This is a genomic window from Streptomyces sp. NRRL B-1347 (assembly GCF_000720325.1).
Lineage (GTDB): Bacteria > Actinomycetota > Actinomycetes > Streptomycetales > Streptomycetaceae > Streptomyces.
Map to the genome: position 1 here is coordinate 1 of NZ_JOJM01000053.1, position 22,707 is coordinate 22,707.

General features: G+C 71.0%; 15 protein-coding genes and 1 pseudogene. 7 read left to right on the forward strand and 9 right to left on the reverse strand.

The window, feature by feature from the left end; genetic code table 11:
- The 3 genes and pseudogenes from IG74_RS46445 to IG74_RS0132750 form a co-directional block, all read right to left on the reverse strand.
- Window positions 1-2,257: pseudogene (locus IG74_RS46445) on the reverse strand (type I polyketide synthase); the annotation flags it as partial.
- Between the two features lie 261 nt (window positions 2,258-2,518).
- Window positions 2,519-2,725 (reverse strand): ferredoxin, encoded by a 207-nt coding sequence (locus IG74_RS0132745; protein WP_030684609.1) that lies wholly within the window; start codon window positions 2,723-2,725, stop codon window positions 2,519-2,521.
- A 131-nt stretch (window positions 2,726-2,856) separates the two neighbouring features.
- Entirely contained in the window at window positions 2,857-3,948 is a 1,092-nt protein-coding gene (locus IG74_RS0132750) for a cytochrome P450 (RefSeq protein ID WP_051855842.1), read from the reverse strand.
- Window positions 3,949-4,539: 591 nt separating this feature from the next.
- Between IG74_RS0132750 and IG74_RS0132755 the strand changes: the two genes are divergently transcribed.
- On the forward strand, window positions 4,540-6,291 hold the full coding sequence (locus tag IG74_RS0132755; protein WP_030684612.1) for a chitinase: 1,752 nt from the start codon (window positions 4,540-4,542) through the stop codon (window positions 6,289-6,291).
- 109 nt (window positions 6,292-6,400) lie between these two features.
- Here the strand turns inward: IG74_RS0132755 and IG74_RS0132760 are convergent, their stop codons facing one another.
- From IG74_RS0132760 to IG74_RS48205, 4 genes are all read right to left on the reverse strand, one after another.
- Window positions 6,401-7,579, reverse strand: coding sequence for an MFS transporter (locus IG74_RS0132760; RefSeq protein ID WP_030684614.1), 1,179 nt, complete (start codon window positions 7,577-7,579; stop codon window positions 6,401-6,403).
- A 31-nt stretch (window positions 7,580-7,610) separates the two neighbouring features.
- A complete protein-coding gene (locus tag IG74_RS0132765; protein ID WP_051855825.1) occupies window positions 7,611-8,726 on the reverse strand; it encodes a pyridoxal phosphate-dependent aminotransferase in 1,116 nt (371 codons plus the stop codon).
- Window positions 8,726-10,249: a pyridoxal phosphate-dependent decarboxylase family protein gene (locus IG74_RS0132770; protein ID WP_063761310.1), complete on the reverse strand. Its 1,524-nt coding sequence runs from the start codon at window positions 10,247-10,249 to the stop codon at window positions 8,726-8,728. The genes IG74_RS0132765 and IG74_RS0132770 overlap by 1 nt, the downstream gene beginning before the upstream one ends.
- 363 nt (window positions 10,250-10,612) lie before the next feature.
- Entirely contained in the window at window positions 10,613-12,580 is a 1,968-nt protein-coding gene (locus IG74_RS48205) for a trypsin-like serine peptidase (RefSeq protein WP_051855828.1), read from the reverse strand.
- A gap of 111 nt (window positions 12,581-12,691) precedes the next feature.
- Between IG74_RS48205 and IG74_RS0132780 the strand changes: the two genes are divergently transcribed.
- Window positions 12,692-13,276: a hypothetical protein gene (locus IG74_RS0132780; protein ID WP_158857860.1), complete on the forward strand. Its 585-nt coding sequence runs from the start codon at window positions 12,692-12,694 to the stop codon at window positions 13,274-13,276.
- Window positions 13,277-13,693: 417 nt separating this feature from the next.
- The gene (locus IG74_RS0132785) at window positions 13,694-14,389 is read left to right on the forward strand and encodes a TetR/AcrR family transcriptional regulator (protein ID WP_234334525.1); all 696 of its coding nucleotides are present in this window, start codon (window positions 13,694-13,696) and stop codon (window positions 14,387-14,389) included.
- Between the two features lie 393 nt (window positions 14,390-14,782).
- Here IG74_RS0132785 and IG74_RS0132795 read toward each other — a convergent pair whose 3' ends face one another.
- A complete protein-coding gene (locus tag IG74_RS0132795; protein WP_078869210.1) occupies window positions 14,783-15,742 on the reverse strand; it encodes an alpha/beta fold hydrolase in 960 nt (319 codons plus the stop codon).
- A 271-nt stretch (window positions 15,743-16,013) separates the two neighbouring features.
- Here IG74_RS0132795 and IG74_RS0132800 point away from each other — a divergent pair, with 271 nt between their 5' ends.
- Window positions 16,014-16,373, forward strand: a complete 360-nt coding sequence (locus IG74_RS0132800) for a hypothetical protein (RefSeq protein WP_030684623.1) — start codon at window positions 16,014-16,016, stop codon at window positions 16,371-16,373.
- A gap of 10 nt (window positions 16,374-16,383) precedes the next feature.
- Here IG74_RS0132800 and IG74_RS0132805 read toward each other — a convergent pair whose 3' ends face one another.
- On the reverse strand, window positions 16,384-17,826 hold the full coding sequence (locus IG74_RS0132805; protein WP_030684625.1) for an aldehyde dehydrogenase: 1,443 nt from the start codon (window positions 17,824-17,826) through the stop codon (window positions 16,384-16,386).
- A gap of 270 nt (window positions 17,827-18,096) precedes the next feature.
- On the opposite strand from IG74_RS0132805, the gene IG74_RS0132810 reads away from it, so the two are divergent.
- The 3 genes from IG74_RS0132810 (at window position 18,097) to IG74_RS0132820 (ending at window position 22,705) form a co-directional block, all read left to right on the forward strand.
- On the forward strand, window positions 18,097-19,149 hold the full coding sequence (locus IG74_RS0132810) for an alpha/beta fold hydrolase (RefSeq protein ID WP_030684626.1): 1,053 nt from the start codon (window positions 18,097-18,099) through the stop codon (window positions 19,147-19,149).
- Between the two features lie 170 nt (window positions 19,150-19,319).
- Entirely contained in the window at window positions 19,320-19,808 is a 489-nt protein-coding gene (locus tag IG74_RS0132815) for a TetR/AcrR family transcriptional regulator (RefSeq protein ID WP_030684627.1), read from the forward strand.
- Between the two features lie 113 nt (window positions 19,809-19,921).
- The gene (locus IG74_RS0132820; RefSeq protein ID WP_030684629.1) at window positions 19,922-22,705 is read left to right on the forward strand and encodes a helix-turn-helix transcriptional regulator; all 2,784 of its coding nucleotides are present in this window, start codon (window positions 19,922-19,924) and stop codon (window positions 22,703-22,705) included.
- Window positions 22,706-22,707: the final 2 nt, after the last annotated feature.

Here is a 22,707-nt window from a genome sequence, read left to right on the forward strand (position 1 = left end):
GATCTCCTCCACATGCGCGGAGTGCGAGGCGTAATCCACCGGAACCCGGCGGACCCGGATCTCCTCACCCTCCAGCTGCGCGACCATCTCATCCAGCGCGCCCGCGTCACCGGACACCACAACCGAACCCGGGCCATTCACCGCCGCAACGGATATCGCACCGCCCCAAGCGGCGATACGCTCCCTGGCCTGGTCGACCGGAAGCCCGACCGACACCATCCCACCCCGACCAGCAAGACCGACGGCGATCGCCTGCGAGCGCAGGGTCACCACCTTCGCGGCATCCTCCAGCGACAGCGCACCCGCCACACACGCCGCCGCGATCTCACCCTGGCTGTGACCCATCACCGCGTCCGGCTCGACACCCACCGAACGCCACAACCGCGCCAACGACACCATCACCGCGAACAACACCGGCTGCACCACATCCACCCGGTCAAACCCGGGAGCACCGTCAACGCCGCGCAGTACGTCCGTCAACGACCAGTCGACATACGCCGACAGGGCCGTCTCACACTCACCCATCGCCTCCGCGAACACCGGCGAGGACTCCAGAAGCCCCACCGCCATACCCGCCCACTGCGCCCCCTGACCCGGGAACACAAACACCCTCGGCCACCGCCTCCAGGCACTCGAGGAGCTCCTCACGGCTGGTACCGGTCACCACGGCGCGCTGCTCGAACGCGAACCTGGTCGTCGCCAGGGAGAGCGCCACATCGGCGGCGCCCAGCTCGGGGCGCTCGGCCACGAACTCCCGCAGCCTGGCGGCCTGATCCCGCAGCGCGTCGCCGCTCTTGCCCGACACCACCCAGGCCACCGGACCCGCGACGCCGCCGTCGACAGGCTCCTCGGCCGCCTCGACCTCCGGAGCCTGCTCCAGGATCACATGCGCGTTCGTCCCGCTCACGCCGAACGAGGACACACCGGCCCTGCGCGGCTCGCCCGTCTCCGGCCACGGCCTGGACTCGGTCAGCAGCTCGACCTCGCCCTCGGACCAGTCCACGTGGCTCGACGGGGTGTCGACATGCAGTGTCTTCGGCAGCACGCCGTGCCGCATCGCCATCACCATCTTGATGACGCCGGCCACACCGGCCGCGGCCTGCGTGTGACCGAGGTTCGACTTCAGCGAGCCCAGCCACAGCGGCCGTCCCTCCGGCCGGTCCTGCCCGTAGGTGGCCAGCAGCGCCTGCGCCTCGATCGGGTCACCCAGCGTCGTGCCCGTACCGTGCGCCTCGACCGCGTCAATCTGGCTGGTGGTCAGCTCGCAGTTCTCGAGGGCCTGCCGGATCACGCGGCGCTGAGAGGGGCCGTTGGGGGCCGTCAGGCCGTTGCTCGCGCCGTCCTGGTTCACGGCGGAGCCGCGCACCACCGCGAGGATCTCGTGCCCGTTGCGCCGCGCGTCGGACAGCCGTTCCACCAGCAGCACACCGATGCCCTCGGACCATGAGGTGCCGTCGGCAGCGTCGGCGAACGCCTTGCAGCGGCCGTCGGCGGCCAGTCCGCGCTGGCGGCTGAAGGTGACGAAGCCCTTGGGGCTCACCATGACCGTCGCACCGCCGACCAGCGCCATGGAACACTCGCCCTGACGCAGCGCCTGCGCGGCCAGGTGCAGGGCGACCAGCGCCGATGAGCAGGCGGTGTCCACCGTCAGCGCGGGGCCTTCGAAACCGAAGGTGTAGGAGACACGGCCCGAGGCGATGCTGGTGGTGGCGCCGTTGTGGAGGTACGGCTCGATCTCGTCCGGGATCTGCGCGGCCTCGGAAGCGTAAGTGGTGTGCATGGCGCCGGTGAAGACGCCGGTCTGGCTGCCACGCAACGACGCGGGGTCGATGCCCGCCCGCTCCATGACCTCCCACGACGTCTCAAGGAGCAGCCGCTGCTGCGGGTCCATGGCCAGGGCCTCGCGGGGCGGGATGCCGAAGAACGCGGAGTCGAATTGATCCGCGTCGTGGAGGAAGCCGCCTTCGCGAACGTAACTGGTACCCGTATGCTCCGGATCCGGATTGTAGATCCCCTCCACGTCCCAGCCGCGGTTTGTCGGGAAGGGCGAGATGGCGTCCGATCCATCGGCGACCAGGCGCCACAGCGCCTCGGGGGAATTCACTCCACCCGGGAATCGGCAGGCCATACCGATGATGGCAATGGGCTCGGTGGCCGAACTGACCAGCTGGCGGTTCTGACGCCGGAGCCGCTCGATTTCCTTGAACGACTTGCGCAGCGCTTCAACGGCTTTGTTCTGGTTGGATGCAGCAGGCATCAGAAACTCCACACTTGACGCGTCGTTCGCTGGAAGAGCGCAACGGACCTGAAAGTTACGAGAACACGCATTGCCAGACGGACACCGGCCACATTAGCCCTGGTTCCGTAAGGGAAACCCTAGAAACCCACTCAGGCATGGTTGACGCCTCGGACGTGTTTCCCGGGGATTTGGTTTCAGCGGCGCTTGACCAACCGTGTGATCCTCGCCACGGTCACGTTCTCCGCCGGCATTCGGGGCCCGAAATCTCAGGCCCTGCTTTCACGCGCCAGGGTCTTCTTCGAGGCGGATCGCACCGGTCGGACAACGGGATACGACCTCGCGCAGAACGTCCAGCCATTCGGCGTCGGGCCGCGCGTCGAGCAGAACGACGGAGCCGTCCTCGTCGCTCTGGTCGAACAGGTCAGGCGCGATCAGCGCGCACTGGCCCGCCGAACAGCACACCTCACGGTCGGCGGTGATCCTCATCGGGTCTCAGTCCTACCTTGTCGTTCGAGATGGGCCGACGCGTCTGCGTCTTGTGGGCCCTCTTGCATGACGGTGACGGACGGTGGGAGAACGTCCCACCGTCCGTCGCATTCACCGCTTGTACGTCTCGTTCAGTCGTCCCAGGTGACGCGGAGCGACCCGGGGCCGTAGTGCACGCAGTCGTCCCGCATCGGGACCTCATCAGCCGGTACGGCCAGTCGCAGCGTGGGGAACCTGTCGAACAGGGCCTCGTAGCCGACGCGCAGGATCGTGCGGGCGAGATGCTGGCCGAGACACTGGTGGACGCCGTGGCCGAGCCCCAAGTGCCCGTGATCCGTACGGCCGATGTCCAGCTGATCGGGGTTCTCGTAGCGCTCGGGGTCGCGGTTGGCGGCGGGGAGGGCGACAGTGACCACCTCGCCCTTCTTGATGGTCCGACCGGCGAACTCGACGTCTTCGAGCGCCCACCGGCTGGCCCCGAGGTGGGAGATGGTGAGGAAGCGGAGGAGTTCCTCGACGGCGGCCCCCATGAGCTCCGGGTCCTCCTGGAGCTTTGCCAGTTGGTCCGGGTGCTCAAGCAGGGTGTAGACGCCCATGGCGAGCATGTTGCCCGTGGTGTCGAAGGCCCCGGTGATCAACGTGGCGGTGATGCCCATGAGTTCTTGCTCGGTGAGCTGCCCGCCGCGGATGAGGTCCCCGAGGATGTCGTCCCGGGGGTCCTCCATGCGGCTGGGGACGAAGCGGGCCAGGAACCCGCTCATCCCCGACACGGCGGCGAGCGCCGCGGGAACGGTCGTGGAGAGCCGGCCGAGGGTCTCCACGTGACGCTGGAGGCTCTTCCGCTCCGATTCGGGGACGCCGATCATCTCGCACATCACCCGGGCGGGAACGGATTCGGTGAAGACCTCCACCAGGTCGGCGCCCGGACCGGCCTTTTCCAGATCGTCGAGTTGCTCGTGCACGATTCGCTCGATCATGGGGGTGAGTTGACGCGTGCGCCGGACCGTGAAAAAGCCGGTGACCAGCTTGCGGTACTTGCTGTGGACCGGGTCGTCCGTCTTCGCAAAAGCACCCGGATCGGCCGGGCCGTCGTACGCCAGCTCCGTGGGGACGGGGGAGATCAGCCCTTCCTGGCGCGCGCTGAAGCTCTTATGGGTGAAGAGTTCCTTTGCTTCAGCATGGCGGGTGATGAGCCACCCGGGCGTGCCGTCCGGATAACTCATGCGCGTTATTCGCTCCTGCTCGCGCAGCGGAGTGTAGTCATCCGGAGGATCGAAGGGGCAGCTCCGCTTGGTGGGCAGCGGCACAGGGGGGTGCAGGGCGTCGACCAAGACTCCTCCATCGATTCACAGTCCATGCATCGAGGTCGTCGGCGGCTACACCGGCTGGCTCGATCTCGATGTTAGCTTCGCCGCCGACCCGATAACTCACCAGAAGGACTCCGCGGGCGCGTTCTGTGAAATTCCTTAGACAAAAGGCGGGAGCTGTTGACCCCTGCGCGCGGGTGCACCCACCGCGACGTCCAAGCGTGGCGGCTCCGCCTCTCCCCGACCCCGGGTACGCCGGCTCTGGCTGCCGCGTTCGGCAAGGCCGATGAGGTGCGGGGTGACGTCGGCGAGGGATGCACCCGCCTCGACGATCACCGCGGCATGGAGAGCCACCCCCCGGCACGCACAGCGAAGGCCCGCGCTGCCCGTTCAGGTTCCCCTCTCCTGAGGTCTTGACAACTCGATTGGTCTGGACCAACTTTGCGCGCAACAGCGGTGGCCACCGTCGTCGCTTACGTGCTTCACCTCGCCCCCAGGAGGCCCCCCGTGGACCGTGTGCGTCAGGACAGACCCGGCGTCCGCCGGAGGATCAGCGCGGCGCTGGCCGTCGGTGCGGCCGCCGCGCTCGCCGTCACCGCGCTCGCCGCGCCCGCGCAGTCGGCCGACACCAACGCGGCCGCCACCAAGGCCGCGAGCACCAGAGCGGCGGACGTCAACGTCGCCAAGAACGCCGGGTTCGAGGCGGACCTGAGCAACTGGACCTGTGCCGCGAACAGCGGTGCCGCCGTCACGACCCCCGTGCACGGCGGGGCGAAGGCGCTCAAGGCCACCCCGTCCGGCCAGGGCACCGCCGAGTGCTCGCAGATCGTCGCGGTGAAGCCGAACTCGACGTACAAGCTGAGCAGTTGGGTGCAGGGCAGCTACGCCTACCTCGGTGCCCGCGGCACCGGTACCACCGACGTGTCGACCTGGACGCCGAGCGCCTCGTCCTGGCAGCAGCTCTCCACCAGCTTCACCACCGGCGCGAACACCACCTCGGTCACCGTGTACACCCACGGCTGGTACGGGCAGAGCGCGTACTACGTGGACGACGTGAGCGTCTTCGGGCCCGACGGGGGCGGCGGCCCCGACCCGGTCGAGATACCGCCCGTCCCGGCCGGCCTCGCGGCGGGCACGACGACGCCCACGTCGGTGGACCTGTCCTGGACGCCGTCGTCCACGGCGACGGGCTACACCGTCTACCGCGACGGCACGAAGGTCGCCTCGGCCGGTGGCGCCTCCACGACCGTCACCGGGCTCACGCCGGAGACCACGTACAGCTTCCAGGTGAGCGCCTCGAACGCGGCGGGCGAGTCGGCGAAGTCGACGGCGGTGTCCGTGACGACCCCCAAGGGCGACGGCGGCGGCGACGGCACGGTGCCCCGGCACGCGGTGACCGGCTACTGGCAGAACTTCAACAACGGCGCGACCGTGCAGAAGCTGCGGGACGTGTCCTCGCAGTACGACATCATCGCCGTGTCGTTCGCCGACGCCACCCCCACCCCGGGGCAGATCACCTTCAACCTGGACCCGGCCGTCGGCTACGCCTCCACCGCCGACTTCAAGGCGGACATCGCCGCGAAGAAGGCCGCGGGCAAGTCCGTGATCCTCTCGGTCGGCGGCGAGAAGGGCACCATCTCCGTCAACAGTGACGCCTCCGCGACGGCGTTCGCCAACAGTGCCTACGCGCTGATGCAGGAGTACGGGTTCAACGGCGTCGACATCGACCTGGAGAACGGCATCAACCCCACCTACATGTCGAAGGCGCTGCGCCAGCTCTCGGCGAAGGCGGGCCCGAAGATGGTGCTCACGATGGCACCGCAGACCATCGACATGCAGTCCACGTCCGGCGGGTACTTCCAGACGGCGCTGAACGTGAAGGACATCCTCACAGTCGTCAACATGCAGTACTACAACAGCGGTTCGATGCTCGGCTGCGACGGCAAGGTCTACAGCCAGGGCAGCGTGGACTTCCTGACCGCGCTCGCCTGCATCCAGCTGGAGGGCGGCCTCGACCCGTCGCAGGTCGGGATCGGCGTCCCGGCGTCGACGCGGGGCGCGGGCAGCGGTTACGTCGCCCCGTCGGTCGTGAACAACGCCCTCGACTGCCTGACCCGCGGCACCGGCTGCGGCTCCTTCAAGCCGTCGAAGACGTACCCGTCGCTGCGCGGCGCCATGACGTGGTCGACGAACTGGGACGCGACGGCGGGCCACGCGTGGTCGAACGCCGTCGGCCCGAAGGTGCACGGCCTTCCGTAGCGAACGAACACCCCGGAGGGGCGGACGGACCGAACACGGTCCGTCCGCCCCTTCCGGGCGCCGTCCTCCTGTCGCCGACGTCCGGACGCCGTTCCCGCCCCGTGCCGGCCTACCCTCGCAGCCGGCGGCCGCCCGCGAGGGCCACCGCGACGGCCGCCGCCCCGGCCACGCACGGCACGGCGTATCCCGCGTCGGCGCCCGAGGCGTCCACGGCCCAACCGGACACCGAGGAGCCCACGGCGAGGCCGATGGCGAGACCGGTGCCGGTCCAGGACATGCCTTCGGTGAACTGGCCCGGGGGCACGTGCCGTTCCAGGAGCGGCATGGCGGTGATCATGGTCGGGGCGATGCACAGACCGGCGACGAACAGCAGCGCCGCGAGGGTCCAGAGGCCCGGCGCCCACAGCAGCGGAAGCACCGTCACGGCCATGGCGCACACCCCCGCGAGCCAGTTCCCGTACGGCGTGCCCTTGAGGTGCACCAGACCGAGGACGATCCCCGCGACGCAGGAGCCCACCGCGTACGCGGCGAGCACCAGGCTCGCCGCCCCCTTGTGGCCGCGCTCCTCCGCGAACGCCACCGTGACCACGTCGACGGAGCCGAAGATGACCCCGATGGCGACGTACGTGGCGACGAGCACCTGGAGGCCGCGGGAGCGCAGCGCCAGGCCGGTGCCGTCGGCCGTCCGTGGGTGCGGGGCGGGCTCGGTGGCGCGCTGGGCGGTGAGCCAGAGGACGCCGACGGTGAGGCATCCGCCCGCGAGCACCACGCCCGCCTGCGGGAACCAGGCGGTGGAAAGGCCGATGGAGACGATGGGGCCGACGATGTAGCAGACCTCGTCCACCACGGCCTCCCACGCGTACGCGGTGTGCAGCTCGCGCGGCGAGCCGCGGTGGACCTCGGCCCAGCGGGCCTTGACCATCGAGCCGACGTTCGGCGCGCACCCGATGCCCGCGGCACACCCGAACAGGGCCCACTCCGGGGCGTCCTGCCGCAGGCAGAGCAGCAGCCCCGCCGCCGCGACGACGGCGACCGGCGTCACCAGGCGCAGCACCTTCGCCTGGCCGTGCCGGTCCACCAGGCGCGACGTCTGCGGGCCGATCACCGCGGCCGCGAGCGCGAAGGTCGCGGCCAGCGCTCCGGCGAGGCCGTACCGCCCGGTGACCTGGGAGACGAGCGTGATGACGCCGACGCCCATCATGGAGAGCGTCATGCGCCCGAAGAAGCCCGCGGCGGTGAACGAGGCCGCGCCGGGCGCGGCGAATATCTTCCGGTAGGGGCTGAACACGGCGGACACAGCTGACACGGCGGACCCCGGGTCAGCCGGTCGCGCCCGGCCCCGCAAGGGCGGAGCGGAGCGCGGCGGTCAGCGGCGGCACGTCGTGGGGGCGCGGGACGCTGATCCGCGCCCAGCCCGCGAAGCCCAGGCCCGCCATGTCCCGGATGTGGATGCCGTGCCGCTCCGCCAGGCACGCGATGACGCGCCCGGCCTGCTCGGCGTGGTCGCTCAGGCGGGCGAGCACGAAGTTCGTCTGCGAGGGCAGGCTCTCCACGCCCAGGTCCGCGAGCTTGGCCCGCAGCTCCCGCCGGGCCGTCGTGCACGCGTCGACCACGGTCCGCAGGTGCTCCTGATCGGCGAGCGCGGCGACCGCGGCGGCGAGGGCCACCCGGTTGGTGTTGTATGGCAGGGCGGTGCGGATCGCGGTCATCGCGGCGATGAGGTCCGCGTCGCCGAGGGCGTAGCCGCAGCGCAGGCCCGCGAGTCCGTACGCCTTGGAGAAGGTGCGCAGGACCACCACGCCCGGCCGCCCCAGATGCGGAAGGCCGCTGCCGAAGCACCTGGCGTCGGCGAACTCTGCGTACGCCTCGTCCAGGACGAGGAGGGCCCCGGCGTCGGCACACGCCTCGACGAGCGTCGTGATCTGGTCGGCGGTGAGGGCCGTGCCCGTCGGGTTGTGAGGGTTGCACACCACGACGCAGGCCGCGTCGCGCGCCGCCTCGCACACCGCGTGCAGGTCGATCCCGTCCGCTCCGGCCAGCGGCACCGTGGTCACCGTGTGGCCCGCGGTCTCCAGGGAGGCGGCGTACCCGGCGAAGGTGTTAGCGGTGATGACCGTGGGGCGGTCGGCGCCGGAGGTGGCGAGGGCGACGAGCAGGATGATCTCGTCCACGCCGTTGCCGACGATGACCTGGTGCCCGGACAGGCCGTAGTGCGCGGCGAGGCGGCCGCGCAGGGGCTCGCCGTCGGAGTGCGGGTACCAGTGGGCGTGTTCGAGGGCGGAGCGTGCCGCGTCCATGGCCTTCGGCGAGGCGCCGAGGGGGTTCTCGGACAGGGCGAGGCGCAGTACGTCACGCGGGTCGTGCGCGACCGGGCTGGCGCGGAACGGCGTCAGCGTACGGAACTCCCGTACGGCGCCTGCGGTGTGACGCTCCATCACAGCTCCCCCTTGTCGAAGAGGGCGCCGAGCTCCAGGACGTAGTCGAGGACGCCGGTCATGTGCTGCTCCTCGATGCGCGGGTTGGCCGCCATGAACCGCATCGGGTACAGCGTCGCGCCGTGCTTGAGGACGCCGGTGTCGTCGGGGAGGCCGAAGTGGTGCAGGTGCCAGGTGCCGTCGGTGAGCATGCGCTCGTGGATGCGCAGGTTGGCCTCGTTGATCCGCTCGATGTCGGGGGCGGTGACGTCGACGTCCGCGGGCACGTACAGGAAAGTGACCGCCATCATGTCGACGGGATGCAGGCGGACCAGGCGCTCGCGGGCGTCGACCAGGTCGGCGAACCGCCGTGCCGTGGCCACCCGGTCCTCGGCGAGGTGGGCCAGGCCCGAGCGGCCGCGCGTGCGCATCATCATCCACAGCTTCAGGGACAGCCAGGCCTTGGTGCCGACGAACGGCGTGACCTGCCCGAAGTCGAAGTCGTCGCCCATGATGAGGCCCGAGTGGCTGGAGATCGCCCGCAGGCTCTCCGGGTCCCTGACCAGGACCGCCCCGAGGCTGTGCGGCACGCCCATGACCTTGTGCGGGTCCACGGTCACGCTGTCGTAGTCGGCGATGCCCTCGATCAGGCCGCGCAGTTCGTCGCTGAAGGCGCAGAGCAGGCCCCAACAGGCGTCCGCGTGCAGCCAGATGCTCGCGTCGGCGGCGCGCACCACGTCGCGGACGCCGCGCAGGTCGTCGACGGTCTGGGTGCGGCTGTCCCCGGCGTACGCCACCACGGACATCACCCGGCCCGCGTGCTCGCGCAGCGCCCGCTCCAGGGCCTTCAGGTCGTAGCGGAAACCGTCGGTGTCGACCTCGATGACCTGGTAGCCGAGGCCGATCCACTTCAGGGCGCTCTTGACGCTGTAGTGGCCGATGTCGCGGGGCACGACGATCGCGTACTGCCCGGGGTCCCGCACGCCGTGCTCCATGGTGCCCGGCACCTTGTGCTCACGGGCCAGCATCATGGCGAGGGAGTTGCTCATGGTGCCGCCGTGCGTGATGATCCCGCCCACGTCGAACACCGTCTTCAGCCGGTCGACCGGCGGGTTGGTGAAGCCGATGAGCTCGCGCAGCCAGCGCAGGACCGTGGTCTCCACGAAGGTGCCGCTCGGCGAGTCGAAGCTCTGGTTGATGAGGTTCTGCTGGGTGAGCAGCGCGAGGACGCCGCCGGTGAGCGCGCCCACGTCGTCGCCGGTGTCGCCGAAGCCGAGGAACTGCGGGCTGGCCTCGTTCTTGCACAACGGCAGCATGGTGTCGGTGAACTCGGCGAGTGCCGTCTCCACGCTCGCGGGCCCCTCGGGCAGCTCCGTCACCAGGCGGTCGCGCGCCACGGCGGACGGGACGCGCTCGCGGAACACCTCGGCCTGCAGCTTGAAGTCGAGGCCCAGGTGGAGGGCCTTGGTCAGCAACGCGGCCGTCTCGTCACGGCTTTCGGCGGAGAACGGGCGGGTCCGGTCGGTGTCCGGGACGGGCGGCATGACGGCTCCTGGTCATCGGTCGATACGTCGGTGCACGCCGGTACACGTCGGTGCACGGCGACAAGAGGGCGCGCGGGACCCGACGACGGGCCGCCGTGCGCGTGGAAACGAGGCGCGGCGCCGGGCAGGCGCAACGCGCGTCCTCGTGGTGATTCCCCCTGGTGCGAAGGCGCGGGCGGTGGTCAACGCACCCTGCGCACCTGAAGATCCTCTGTCATACCCGCGCCCGTGTCAGCAGCCTCTGCGTAAAGAAACCTTTATCCGCAGCAGGGCAACCCCAAGGATTGTGCGCGCGGCACGCGAAGGGCCCCTCCCCCGGCGGGGAGGGGCCCTTCTACCTGCTGCCGCGCGGCCCGGTGGCCGTTACGCGGGCGGGTACACCAGCGTGATCTCCCGGTTCAGACCGGTCTCGTCGGCGTCCGGGTACATGGAGACCTCGCCGTCGGACCAGCGCACCAGGAAGTCGTCCGGGTGCTTGTTCTCGGTGTAGTCGCCCGCACCGAGGACCGTGGCGTGCGTCCAGAGCCGGTTGGGCTTCTTGACCTGGACCTCGCCGTGGAAGCCGTTCTGGTCGATGTCCTTGTAGAGCGTCAGCTCGCCGTCCGTCCAGCGCACCATGAGGTCGTGCTGGTCGTTGCCGGTGAAGTCGCCCGAGGTGATCGTCGAGGCGTGCGTCCACGTGCCGTTGGGCGCGGCGAGCTTCTTCTCGCCGTGGAAGCCGTCACGGTTGAGGTTGGTGTAGAGGGTGACCTCACCGTCGCTCCAGCGGACGACGAGGTCGTCGGTCCACTTGTTGTCGGTGGTGTAGCGGCCTCCGGTGATGGAGGTGGCGTGCTTCCACAGGTCGTTGGGCTTCTGGAGCTGCACCTCGCCGTGGAAGCCCGCCGCGTCGACGTCCGGGTACAGCGTCAGCTCGCCGTCGGACCAGCGCACGATCAGGTCGTCCGTGTCGGCCCCGGAGAAGTCGCCCGCGGCCATGGTGACGGCGTGCTTCCAGGTGCCGTTGGGACCGGTGAGACGGATCTCCTTGTCGAAGTTGTCGTTGTCCTCACCGGCGCCGCGGTACAGGCTGACCTCGCCGTCGGACCAGCGCACCACCAGGTCGGAGTAGTCCCACGTGCCCGCGTTGCCGTCGGTGAAGTAGCCGCCGGCCATGACCTCGGCGTGCTTCCACGTCTCGGCCTTGCCGAGGACGCCGCGCCCGGCCGGGGGCTTGTTGTTCACCGCGTCGTCGTACAGCGCCTTGGCGTCGCCGTCCAGGTAGGAGCTGTACGAGATGTCGTCCACGTCGCCGCCGGTCTTCCAGCCGCCGATGACGCCGATGATGCCGAAGCCGCTGCCCTGCTTGATGAGGAACGGGCCACCGGAGGCACCGCCGGAGTACTTGTCGCAGGCGATGCGCAGGAAGCTGCCCGGGATCTTCGGGTCGGTGCTGTTGTAGCGGACCGTCTTGTCCGTGCAGTCCAGCGGGCGCTTCTGGTTGGCGGGGTAGCCGATGAGGCGGACCGGATTGTGGTCGTACCCGGCGTTGATCTTCAGCTCGGCGCCGCCGACGACGTCCTCGACGTTCTTGCCGCCGCGCGGCTCGAGCACCAGGAAGTTGAAGTCCAGGTCGGCCGCGGCGTCCGGGCCCTTGGACAGGTACCGCTTGTCGACGTAGATGCGGCCGGGCTTGACGGTGAAGGCGCCGTGCGGCTTCTTGCCGTCGTCGTACTGCGGGACGAACGTCAGGTTCTTGCGCGCGTCCTGGTCGTCGAAGCAGTGCCCGGCGCTCATCACGATGTTCTTGCCGGGGCTCTTGACGACCGTGCCGCCGCAGAAGCGGCCGGTGTTGGTGCCGTCGTTCCAGAAGAAGGTGCCGACGATCGGCAGGCCCTCGAAGGGCTTGCTGGCCGAGCGCGCGAACCGCCGCGGGGCCGTGGACCCGGGCTCGCGGGCCGTGTCCTCCTCGACGGGCTCGGCGGCGCGCATGCGGGCGGGCGTCCAGTAGTCGTCGGCGTCGGCCGGGGTGAACGCGCGGGCATCGTTGTCACCGCCCGCCGGTACGGGGGTCGGGGGCGCGGTCGGGTCCTTCGGCGTGGCCGTCGGGGCCGAGCTCGTGGGCTTCGGCGCGCCCTTCGGCGCCTCGTCCTTCAGCGCGGCGCCCTTGCGCTTCGGTACGCGGGTCGGTGCCGGAGGCTTACCCTCCGACGTGGGCCCGGTCGCCGGTGCCGCGTCGGTGGCCTCCGCCGTGGGCGTCGGATCGCCGGGGTCCGCCTGCGCCGGGAATCCCGGCAGCAGGATGAGGGCCACGGCTCCCGCCGCGGCACCCAGCGCTCTGCGCACGTGCATGGTTGTTTCCCCCCACATGAATGAGACGCCTGTCACCCGATATGGCGTGACTGCGTCAAGGTCGGCCAAGATCGTATGGCCACCGCGCACCAAGGGAAGGTAAAGCCTCTTATGAGCAACTTCACAGGGCCGCCCGGGCGAGCGGGAGCCGCCGTGCTGACCGCGTCCGCCGCGTTCGCCCTGGTCATCGGGGTGTCGGGCCCGGCTCACGCCGAGCGGCTCCCGTTCCCCGGGCGGGGCTACGCCTCGGTCGGCGGCCCGGCCGCGCCCGGCGGTCTTGTGGACCTCACGGTCAAGGAACGCCCCGGCAACCCCCGGCCGACGGCGGTGAAGGTGTCGAGCCCCGCCCTGGACGAGGGCACGGCCATGGGGGACACGGGCGCGGCCTGGGTCGGCGCAGGCCGGGTCAAGAAGGGCGTCCGGCCGGGGACGTACCCGGTGACGTTCACCCTCCGGCACAAGGACGCCGACTGCGTGGGCGAGGGCGAGGAGGACTACACGTGCGACTACCCGGCGATCGTCCTGCGCAAGGAGGTGACCGTCGCCGGATCCGAGGGTGACCGGAGCGGGAGTGACCGGGACGGGGACGACGGTTCGGGGTTCGGCCGGGGTGTCGCGGTCGGCGCCGGGTCCGCCGTCGTCGCCGGGGGGCTGTTGGGCGCGGCCGTGGCGTGGCGCCGCAGGCGCGGGGTCTGACCTTCCGGCGGCGGGGTGCCGTCAGCCATCGCCGACGTGCCTCCGGCTCGAAGGCGACCAGTGCTCCCAAGCTGTGCCCGAAGAACACGAAGGGCGGCTCGAATTCCGTCTCGTCCAGCAGCGCGTCGACCAGGTCGGGCAGCCAGGTAGTGACGGTTCGCTCACCCGGGGGCCGCGGTCCGGCGGGCAGATGCCGTACACCTGCACTCCGGGCAGTACGGACGGACCAGCGGTGGCTGTTTGAGCAGTCGCCCGACGGTCCACGGGCTGCGTAGGGGTGCCAGTCGAGACCTGCCCGATTCCGGTCAGCGGCAGTCCACACGCACCCCTCCATTACAGTTGCTAACTGTAACCAAACCGATCGAGAGGGACCCCGGTCTGGCTAGGGTGGATGCCCACAAGGAGGGACAACACGCTGTGAGCAGCAAGGACCAGAAAGGCGTGGGCGGCACGCGGCGTCCGCGGCGCAAGGCCGGGGCGGAGCCGCGCGCGTCCGCGCAGGAGCGCGCCCCGCACCCCGGCGGCAGGCCGCGCGACCCGGCGATCGAGGAGGCGATCCTTCAGGCCACGCGCGCACGCCTGGCCACCGACGGGTACACGCGGATGACGATCGGCGACGTGGTGGCGGACGCAGGGGTGACGCGCCCGACCCTGTACCGACGCTGGCCGAACAAGCGCGAGTTGGTGGTGGACGCGCTCCACTACGGCCTGGCGAAGCAGCGCGAGGCCTACCCTCCCCTGGACGTGGAGGGGATGACGCCCGTGGAGGCGTTCACCGAGGCAGTCCGGCGCCTGGACCCCCGCTACCACAACGAGCGGGCGATGGAGCTGCACGGCAACTTCATGAGCGAGGCCGAGCGCGAGCCGGAACTGTTCGAGCAGATGCGCGAGCACGGCAACAAGCCGCGCTGCGCGGAACTGATGCAGACCCTCCAGCGACTCCAGGACGCCGGCGCGGTGCGTGCGGACGCCGATCTCGACACCGTGGTCGCCCTGTGCTTCGGCAGCTACTTCGGCGACTACCTGCAGACCGGGGCGAGCACCCCGACCGATCACACGGACCGTGTCGTGTCCGTGCTGTGGCCCACGATCCGGGCGGACGAGCACGCGTAGGCGCGGACTTACGGGCAGTAGAACCGGAGCGAAGAGATCTTGTCGTTGAGGTGCGCGTTGGGGGTCCCGAAGGCGTAGTCGGCCTTCAGGCCCCACTTCGAGGCAGAGTGCCCACTTGGGCAGCCGCTGCACGGAGGGTTGTCCGCGGCCGCCGGTCCGGCCGAGAGGAGCAGCGCGGCTCCGGCGACAGCGACAGCGACAGCGACAGCGACAGCGACAGCGGTGATGGTGATGGTGATGGTGGACGTCAGTTTGAACGACTTCAACGGCTGCTTCGCCGAGCCGCGTTCAGGCCGCACCGAAGGAGATACGTGTGACTGCTGAAAACGCGTCAGCAGACGATACGTGTGCAAGATCGTCGATGTGGGTGTGTGCTGCGGCGCGGTGCAACGTTCAGCGCATGGCGTCGACTTCGAGGACGGCGTCGATGAAAGCCGCGGGCTGCTCCTGAGGGAGGTTGTGACCGGCGTCCGGCACGACGTGATGCGTCCAAGGGCCCGAGAAGTGGGCGGCGTATCCGCTGCCGTCGGTCGGCGGGATGACGCCGTCGGCCTGCCCGTCCAGAGTGACCGCGGGGACGGTGATCTTCGGCTGGTCCAGCAGTCTCCGCTCCAGGCCCGCGTACCGGCGGTCCCCGGGGGCGGCCGCCATGCGGTGCCGGTAGCCGTGGATCACCACGTCGACGTAGTCGGGGTTGGACCACAGCGCCGCCGCCTCCGCGAACTCGGCCTCGCTGAAGCGCCATTCGGGCGAGTTGCGGCGCCAGACGACGCGGGCCAGGCCCTCCCGGTCGCGCCGCAGTCCCTTCCGTCCGCGCTCGGTGAGGAAGTAGAAGAAGTACCAGTAGCCCTCCTCCCGCGCGGGGGGCAGCGGCTCCTGGGCGACGGCGAGGTTCTGGATGAGGTAGCCGTTCACGGAGACGAGGCCGGTGCAGCGTTCCGGCCACAGTGCCGCGGCGACGTCACCGGCCCGCCCGCCCCAGTCGTATCCGGCGAACAGGGCCCGGGGAATGCGCAAGGCGTCCATGAAGGCGATCAGGTCCGCGCCGAGTGCCGCCTGCTGGCCGGAGCGGAAGGTGCCCTGGTGCAGGAAGCGGGTTTGTCCGTGGCCGCGCAGATAGGGGACGTAGCAGCGGTATCCGCGCCGGGCGAGCGCGGGCGCCACCTCGGCGTAGGAGCCGACGGGGCTGAACGGCCAACCGTGCAGGAGGATCACCGGTGTGCCGCGGGCCGGGCCGACGTCGTGATAGGCGATGTCCAGGACGTCGGTACGGGTCCGGCGCACCGGCCCCAGATCACGTGCGGCCCGCCCGGTCGAGGCCCCGCCCGCCACACCCGCCCCGTCGGTCCCCACCGTCCCCGCAACTGAGCCCGCCGACGCTTAGTCCGGCCCCACAAGCCCTGCCGGCCTTTAACCAGTAACGGCCCGCGGCGTCAGCCTTCCACCCCTTATCGACGATCGCCGCATCACACTCAGCCAACCCCCCACACGTGTGACCAGATTTCACCTCACCCACGCGTGGTTGAGCGTGCAAGGATTCGCCACCGGCCTCGTCGTACATACGACCGCGACAGGTCCGCACGTACGACCGCGACAGACCTCGTCCCCCACGAAAGGCGTCCGCATGTTCACCTCCAGGACGAAGCTCCGCACCACCGCTGCCGCCGCCTGCGTGACCGTGGCCCTGATCGGCCTCGGCGCCGGGGCCGCGAACGCCGCCGACTGGCCGCCGCTCAAGGAGGGCGCGTACCTCTACTCGGGCGCCCACGGAACGGGAACGGTGTCGCCCGTCGACCTCGACGACCTCGGCACGTGCCACAGCCTGTCGACGCCGTCCCGCTCCGTCCAGGTCGTCTCCGGCTCCGCGTCCGTCGTGCTGTACCCCGGCACCGGCTGCACGGGCACCTCCGCCTGGGCCACCGGGTCCCTCGCGCAGTCCGACCTGCCCTGGGCGGCGCGGAGTTACCGCGTGGTCCCGGCGTAGCCACGGCGGATCACACGGTGATGGTCTTGTACTCGGTGTAGGTGCCGAGGCCGACCGCGCCGTACTCGCGGCCGATGCCGCTGGCCTTGAATCCGCCGAACGGGCCGTCGAAGCCGACGGAGGCACCGTTGACCGTGACGGTGCCGGTGCGGACGCGGCGGGCGACCGCCAGGGCGTGCTCCTCGTCGGCGGACCAGACGCCACCGGACAGGCCGTACTCGGAGTCGTTGGCGATGCGGACGGCGTCGTCCTCGTCGTCGTAGGCGATGACGGCCAGGACCGGGCCGAAGATCTCCTCCTGGGCGATGCGCATGGAGTTGTCCACGTCGGCGAAGACGGTGGGGGTGACGTAGTTGCCCCGCTCCAGGCCCTCGGGGACCTGCGGGCCACCGGTGACGAGCCGTGCGCCCTCCTCGATGCCGAGCCGGATGTAGTCGCGGACGCGCTGCTGCTGGTCGGGGCGGATCATCGGGCCGATGAACGTGTCGGGGTCGCCCGGGTCGCCGACCTTCAGCGACTCCACCAGCTCCTTGAGCGCGGCCACGACCTCCTCGTACCGGCTGCGCGGCGCCAGGATCCTGGTCTGGGCGATGCACGACTCGCCGTTGTTGAGCAGGGAGCCGAACTTGACGCCCGCCACGGCCCGTTCGATGTCCGCGTCGGGGAGGATGATCGCGGCGGACTTGCCGCCCAGCTCCAGGCTGACCCGCTTGAGCTGCCCGCCCGCGATCGACGCGATGCGGCGCCCCGCCCGCGTCGAGCCGGTGAAGGCGATCTTGTCGACGTCCGCGTGCGACACCAGGTACTCACTGGTCTCGCGGTCCGCGGGCAGGACGCTGATCACACCATCGGGCAGGCCTGTCCGCTCAAGGAGCTCGGCCAGGAAGCCCATGCTCAGCGAGTTCTCCGGGGACACCTTGAGGACCACGGAGTTTCCCGCGACCAGCGCTGGGATGATCTTCGAAGTGGCTGAGGAGAACGGTGAGTTCCAGGGAATGACCGCCGCCACGACGCCGATCGCCTCACGGCGCACCACGCTGCGCACCGGGGAGTCGGGGTCGGAGGGGACGAGCTCCTCCTCCCAGCCGAACTCCTCCGCCGCCTTCAGACAGGCGTTCGCCTGCCGGGTCAGGCCCGGCTGTCCGGCGCGGGTGAACCATGCCGCCGAGCCGTTCTCCAGCGAGATCAGGCTCGCGATCCTCGCCGCGCTCTCCTCGCGCAGGGCGTTGAACTGCCGCAGACGCGCGATCCGTTCAGCCGGCGGGGTCAGCCGCCACGCGCCCGCCTCGAAGGACGCCCGTGCCGCGGACACCGCCCGGTCGACGTCCGCAGGCCGCGCCTGGGCGGCGCGGCCGATCACCGACCGGTCGTGCGGCGACGTGATGTCCAGCAGTTCCGTGTCGCTCGGCTCGACCCAGGAGCCTCCGATGAAGAGCCGACCGTAGGTGATCATGTGTCATCCCTCTTCCAGTGAACTCGGTTCGCTCGCACATATTCATTAACTGTCACATCAATGTAGCACTTACGGATGCCGGGTGCGTGTCTCGCAGGTCAAACCCGCGGGGCGGCGTCACGCAGCGCCCGACCTTCGGCCCTGTCACCCGACCTTCACCCTTTCCACTCGTCACCTGTTTGACTGGTGACGGCGCTTGTGCGAGTGTCACCGCGTCGACTGAGCACGTATGCACGTATGCACCTATGCACGTATGACGGAGGGGTTCAGATGATCAACAGGCGTACCTTCAGCAAGGCCGTGGGCCTGGGCACCGGTGTCGCGGCCACCGCACTGCCCGGAATGTCGTCCCAGGCGTCCGCCGCACCCGCCTCGTCCGCCGCACCCGCCCTGCCCGTCGTCGCCCCGGGTACCCACACCGAGTTCGCCCGGCTGAAGCACGTCAAGGCGGGTGCCCTCGAAGTCGGTTACGCCGAGGCGGGACCGGCCCACGGCCCGGTCGTCGTGTGTCTGCACGGCTGGCCCTACGACATCCACAGCTTCGTCGACGTCGCGCCGCTGCTCGCCGGTCTCGGCTACCGCGTCGTCGTTCCCTACCTGCGCGGGCACGGCAGCACCCGCTTCCGCTCCGACCGCACGCCCCGCACCGCCGAGCAGTCCGCCGTCGCGCTCGACGTCATCGCCCTGATGGACGCGCTCAAGATCCACCGGGCGGTGCTCGCCGGCTTCGACTGGGGCTCGCGCACCGCCGACGTCATCGCCGCCCTGTGGCCCGAACGCGTCAAAGCCCTGGTCTCCACCAGCGGTTACCTCATCACCGACGTCAAGGCGCAGCGGGAGCCCGCCGCCGCGGCCGTGGAGCACATGTGGTGGTACCAGTGGTACTTCGCCACCGAGCGCGGCAAGAAGACCATGGAGAACGCGGAGGACCGCATCGCCCTCTGCCGCTACGTGTGGACCCTCGTCTCGCCCAACTGGAACTTCGACGACGCCACGTTCGCGCGCACCGCGCGGGCCTTCCGCAATCCGGACTACGCCGCCATCGTCCTGCACAACTACCGCTGGCGCATCGGCCTCGTCGAAGGTGACCCCCGCTACGACCGCTACGAGAAGCGGCTCGCCGCCCGGCCCGCCATCCACGTGCCCACCGTCACCCTCGACCCGGCCCTCGACCCCTTCACCCCGCCCGGTGACGGCTCGGCGTACCGCGATCACTTCACCGGGCCCTACGAGCACCGCACCATCGCGGACGTCGGCCACAACCTGCCGCAGGAAGCGCCCACCGCCTTCGCCCAGGCGGTCGTTGACGCCGACCGCCTCTGAGCCCGCGTCGGCGTCGGCTCACGCTCCCCGCCGGTGCAGCGGCTCCGCGGTCAAGGTGCACACCGTTGTGGCGCTAGACGCCCCAGGCTCCCCATTCCACGACTACACTCCCTGGGGTGAGAGCCGACGCAGCGCGCAACCTGGAAACCGTCCTGACCACCGGGGCCCGCGTGCTCGCCACCGACCCGGGCGCCAGCATCGCGCACATCGCCGCCGAGGCGGGTGTGGACCGGCGTACCGTCTACCGGCGCTTCGCCTCCCGCGAGGACCTCCTGGCCGCCATCTACGACGCCCGCCTCACGGCCGTCGAGCAGGCCATCGAGGACGCCCGGCTGCGCGAGGCGCCCGTCGCCGTCGCCCTGCACCGCTACGTCGAGAACGTCATCACCGTCAACCGCACCTGGCCCGTCGACCTCGCCCGCATGCTCACCGACGACGCCGTCCGCCGCCGCAGGGACGCGTCCGTCCAGGAGGTCGACGCCTTCCTGCGGCGGGCCACCGACGACGGCCTGCTGCGCCGCGACAAGCCCGAGGGGTGGGCGAGCGTCCTCCTGCCCCAGCTCATGCACCTGGTGACACGGCACCTGCCCGAGCTGAGTGCCGGTCAGGCGGCGGACATCGTCGTCGACACCTTGCTGCACGGGCTCGGCACGCCCTGACGCGGCGGACACGCGCGGTTCCGCGGAGTCGCGGAGTCGCGGAGCACTGAACCACGGGCACGGAACCACGGGGCACGGAACCGACGGAACAGCGGGGAACGGAGTGGGGGACGATGGAGTCGTTCGACGGCACGATGGTCGGCCGCGAGCGCGAGCGTGAGGCGCTGTCCGACTTCGTGACGGCCGCCGGGGGCCGGGCCCTCGTCCTGCGGGGCGACACCGGCGTGGGCAAGAGCGCCCTGCTCGACCACGTCACCGCGCTCGCCGCGGCCGCGCGCCACCAAGTGGTGCGGGCGGCCGGTGTCGAGGCGGAGTCGGCGCTGCCGTTCGCCGGTCTGCACCAGCTCCTGTATCCCCTGCTCCCCTTCGCCGATCGGCTCGACGACGGTCACCGCGAGGTTTTCGACGTCGTCTTCGGCAGGGGCGGCGGCCCGCCGCCCTCGGTCATGACGCTCGGCATCGCCGTGCTCGACCTGCTCTCCCTCGCGGCGTCGCGGCAGCCCCTGCTCCTCGCGCTCGACGACGGCCAGTGGTTCGACACCTCCAGCACCGAGGTGTGCGGGTTCGTGGGGCGACGGCTCACCGGCAGCTCGGTCAAGCTCGTCGTCGGCCTGCGCTCCGACGTGCCCTCCGGCTTCGACACGGCCGCGCTGCCCCAACTGCCCGTGCCCACCTTGTCGGACGAGGCCTCCGAACACCTCCTCGACCTGCGCAGCCCCGGCCTCGAACCCCGGATCCGCAGGCTGATCCTGGCCGAGGCCCAGGGGAACCCGCTGGCCCTCCTCGAACTGCCGCCCCACGTCCTGCGCAGCGGCCGGACGATGGGCGACCGGGCGATGGGCGACCGGCAGGAGATACCCGGCTACACCGGCATCCCGCTGCCGCTGCGCCTCCAGCACGTGTACGGCGCCCGCATCGCGGCACTCGGTGACGCCGTCCGCGCGGAGCTGCTTCGCGGCGCCCTCGACGGCGTCGGATCCGGCGCGGTGACCGGACCCGGCCGCGGCACCCGCTACCGCATGCTGGACGCCGACGAGGCGGCGGCCTGCGGACTCCTCGACATCGACCCGCTCAGCGGCGACTTCGTCTTCCGGCACCCCCTGGTGCGGTCGACGGTCGTCCAGACGGCGACCCCCAACCAGCGGCGCGCCGCGCACGCGGCCCTCGCCCACGTGCACCGCGACGACGTGGAACGACGCGCCATGCACCTGGCCGCCTCGACGGTCGACCCCGACGAGCGGGTCGCGGCCGTCCTGGAGGCGGCGGCCGACTCCGCCACGCTGCGGGGCGGCTCGCTGGCCGCCGTGTCCTGGCTGACCCGCGCCGCGGAGCTGAGCGAGCGGCACGAGGAGCGGTCCCGGAGGCTGGCCAGCGCGGCGTTCATCGCGGGGCAGGCGGGCCTGCTGGACCGCGCCCAGCAACTGGTCGGCTCCGACGCCGCGTCGGGCCCGGGCGCGTCCCCGGCCTCGGTGCTCGCCTCCGCCTACGGCGCGCTGTACGAGGACGGGGAGGTGCGGATCTCGCAGCGCCAGGTCCTCGCAGCGATCGAGAGCATCCGCGACGGCGGCGCACGGGCCCCGGACGAGGTGCTCACCCGCCTGGTCAACCTGCTCCTGGCCATCAGCCAGTACGCGAGCGACAGCGCGTCGTGGGAGCGGGCGCACGCGCTGCTCGCCTCCCTGGGCGACCGGGTGTCCCCCAACTCCCGCACCTACCACGACGCCTGGAGCGATGTGGTGCGCCGCGGCGCCGGCGTGCACGAGCGGGTGGAGCACGCCCTGGCCGACCCGCGCGGACTCGAACCGTGGGAAATCACCCGGCTGAGCGTCGCGGCCTACCACGTGGACACCCTCAGCCGGTACCGGCCGCACCTCCAGCGCACCGTCGACCGCGAGCTGGAGACCGGGGCCATGGGGTCGGCCATGACCATGCTGCACCTGATCATGCTCGACCAGATGGCGGCCGGTGAGTGGGACGAGGCCGAACGGACCGGCAGGCGCAGCCTGGACCTGACGACGGCGCACCGCAACGCGCTGTTCGCCCACCACACCCGCGCGTACCTCGGACTGCTCGCCGCGCTGCGCGGCCGGACCGAACAGGCACGCCGGCTCCAAGCCGCCGTCGACGCCTGGGCCCGCCCCCGCGGCGTCGGCTTCCTCACCCAGATCGCCGACGCCATCGGCACCACCGCCGCCCTCACCGAAGGCGACTACGAAGCCGCGTATCTGCACGCCATCGGCATCACGCCCCCCGGCACCTTCACGCCCTACGCCCATCAGGCCTCCCGCACGCTCCTCGACCTCGTCGAGGCGGCCCTGCACACCGGGCGCACCGAGCAGGCGCGCCGCCACGCCCGCGCCGCACAGGACGCCGGTCTCCCCGCCGTCTCGCCCCGCCTCGCCGTCGTCACCTACGGCGCCCTCGCCATGACGGCCACCGACGCCGCCGAGGCCGACGCCCTGTACCACCGCGCGGAGACGCACCCCGGAGCGGCCGGCTTCCCCTTCGAAGTCGCCCGCATCCGTCTGGCGCACGGCATCCGGCTGCGGCACACCCACGGACGCCAGGCCGCCCGCGCCACCCTCACGCTCGCCGCCGAGGCCTTCGAGCGGCTCGACACGCCCCCATGGGCCGAAGGGGCCCGCGCCGAGCTCCGTGCCTCCGGCGCGTCCGCCCCCACGTCCACGGCGCGGCTCGCGGCCCTCACGTGGCAGGAGCGCCGGATCGCGGACCTCGCCGCTGGCGGCCTCACCAACAAGGAGATCGGCGCGCGCATGCACCTGTCGCCGCGCACCGTCAGCTCCCACCTCTACCGCGTCTTCCCGAAGCTCGGCATCACCTCCCGCGCCGCGCTGCGCGACGCCCTGGGCAAGCTGCCCGACGACCGGAACGGGTGACA

Excerpts from the sequence above, each read along its gene's own strand:
- IG74_RS0132765 (WP_051855825.1), bottom strand. The coding sequence starts at position 8,726 with ATGGAGCGTCACACCGCAGGCGCCGTACGGGAGTTCCGTACGCTGACG.
- IG74_RS0132820 (WP_030684629.1), top strand. The coding sequence starts at position 19,922 with ATGGAGTCGTTCGACGGCACGATGGTCGGCCGCGAGCGCGAGCGTGAG.
- IG74_RS0132805 (WP_030684625.1), bottom strand. The coding sequence starts at position 17,826 with ATGATCACCTACGGTCGGCTCTTCATCGGAGGCTCCTGGGTCGAGCCG.
- IG74_RS0132800 (WP_030684623.1), top strand. The coding sequence starts at position 16,014 with ATGTTCACCTCCAGGACGAAGCTCCGCACCACCGCTGCCGCCGCCTGC.
- IG74_RS0132750 (WP_051855842.1), bottom strand. The coding sequence starts at position 3,948 with ATGAGTTATCCGGACGGCACGCCCGGGTGGCTCATCACCCGCCATGCT.
- IG74_RS0132780 (WP_158857860.1), top strand. The coding sequence starts at position 12,692 with ATGAGCAACTTCACAGGGCCGCCCGGGCGAGCGGGAGCCGCCGTGCTG.
- IG74_RS0132770 (WP_063761310.1), bottom strand. The coding sequence starts at position 10,249 with ATGCCGCCCGTCCCGGACACCGACCGGACCCGCCCGTTCTCCGCCGAA.
- IG74_RS0132810 (WP_030684626.1), top strand. The coding sequence starts at position 18,097 with ATGATCAACAGGCGTACCTTCAGCAAGGCCGTGGGCCTGGGCACCGGT.
- IG74_RS48205 (WP_051855828.1), bottom strand. The coding sequence starts at position 12,580 with ATGCACGTGCGCAGAGCGCTGGGTGCCGCGGCGGGAGCCGTGGCCCTC.
- IG74_RS0132745 (WP_030684609.1), bottom strand. The coding sequence starts at position 2,725 with ATGAGGATCACCGCCGACCGTGAGGTGTGCTGTTCGGCGGGCCAGTGC.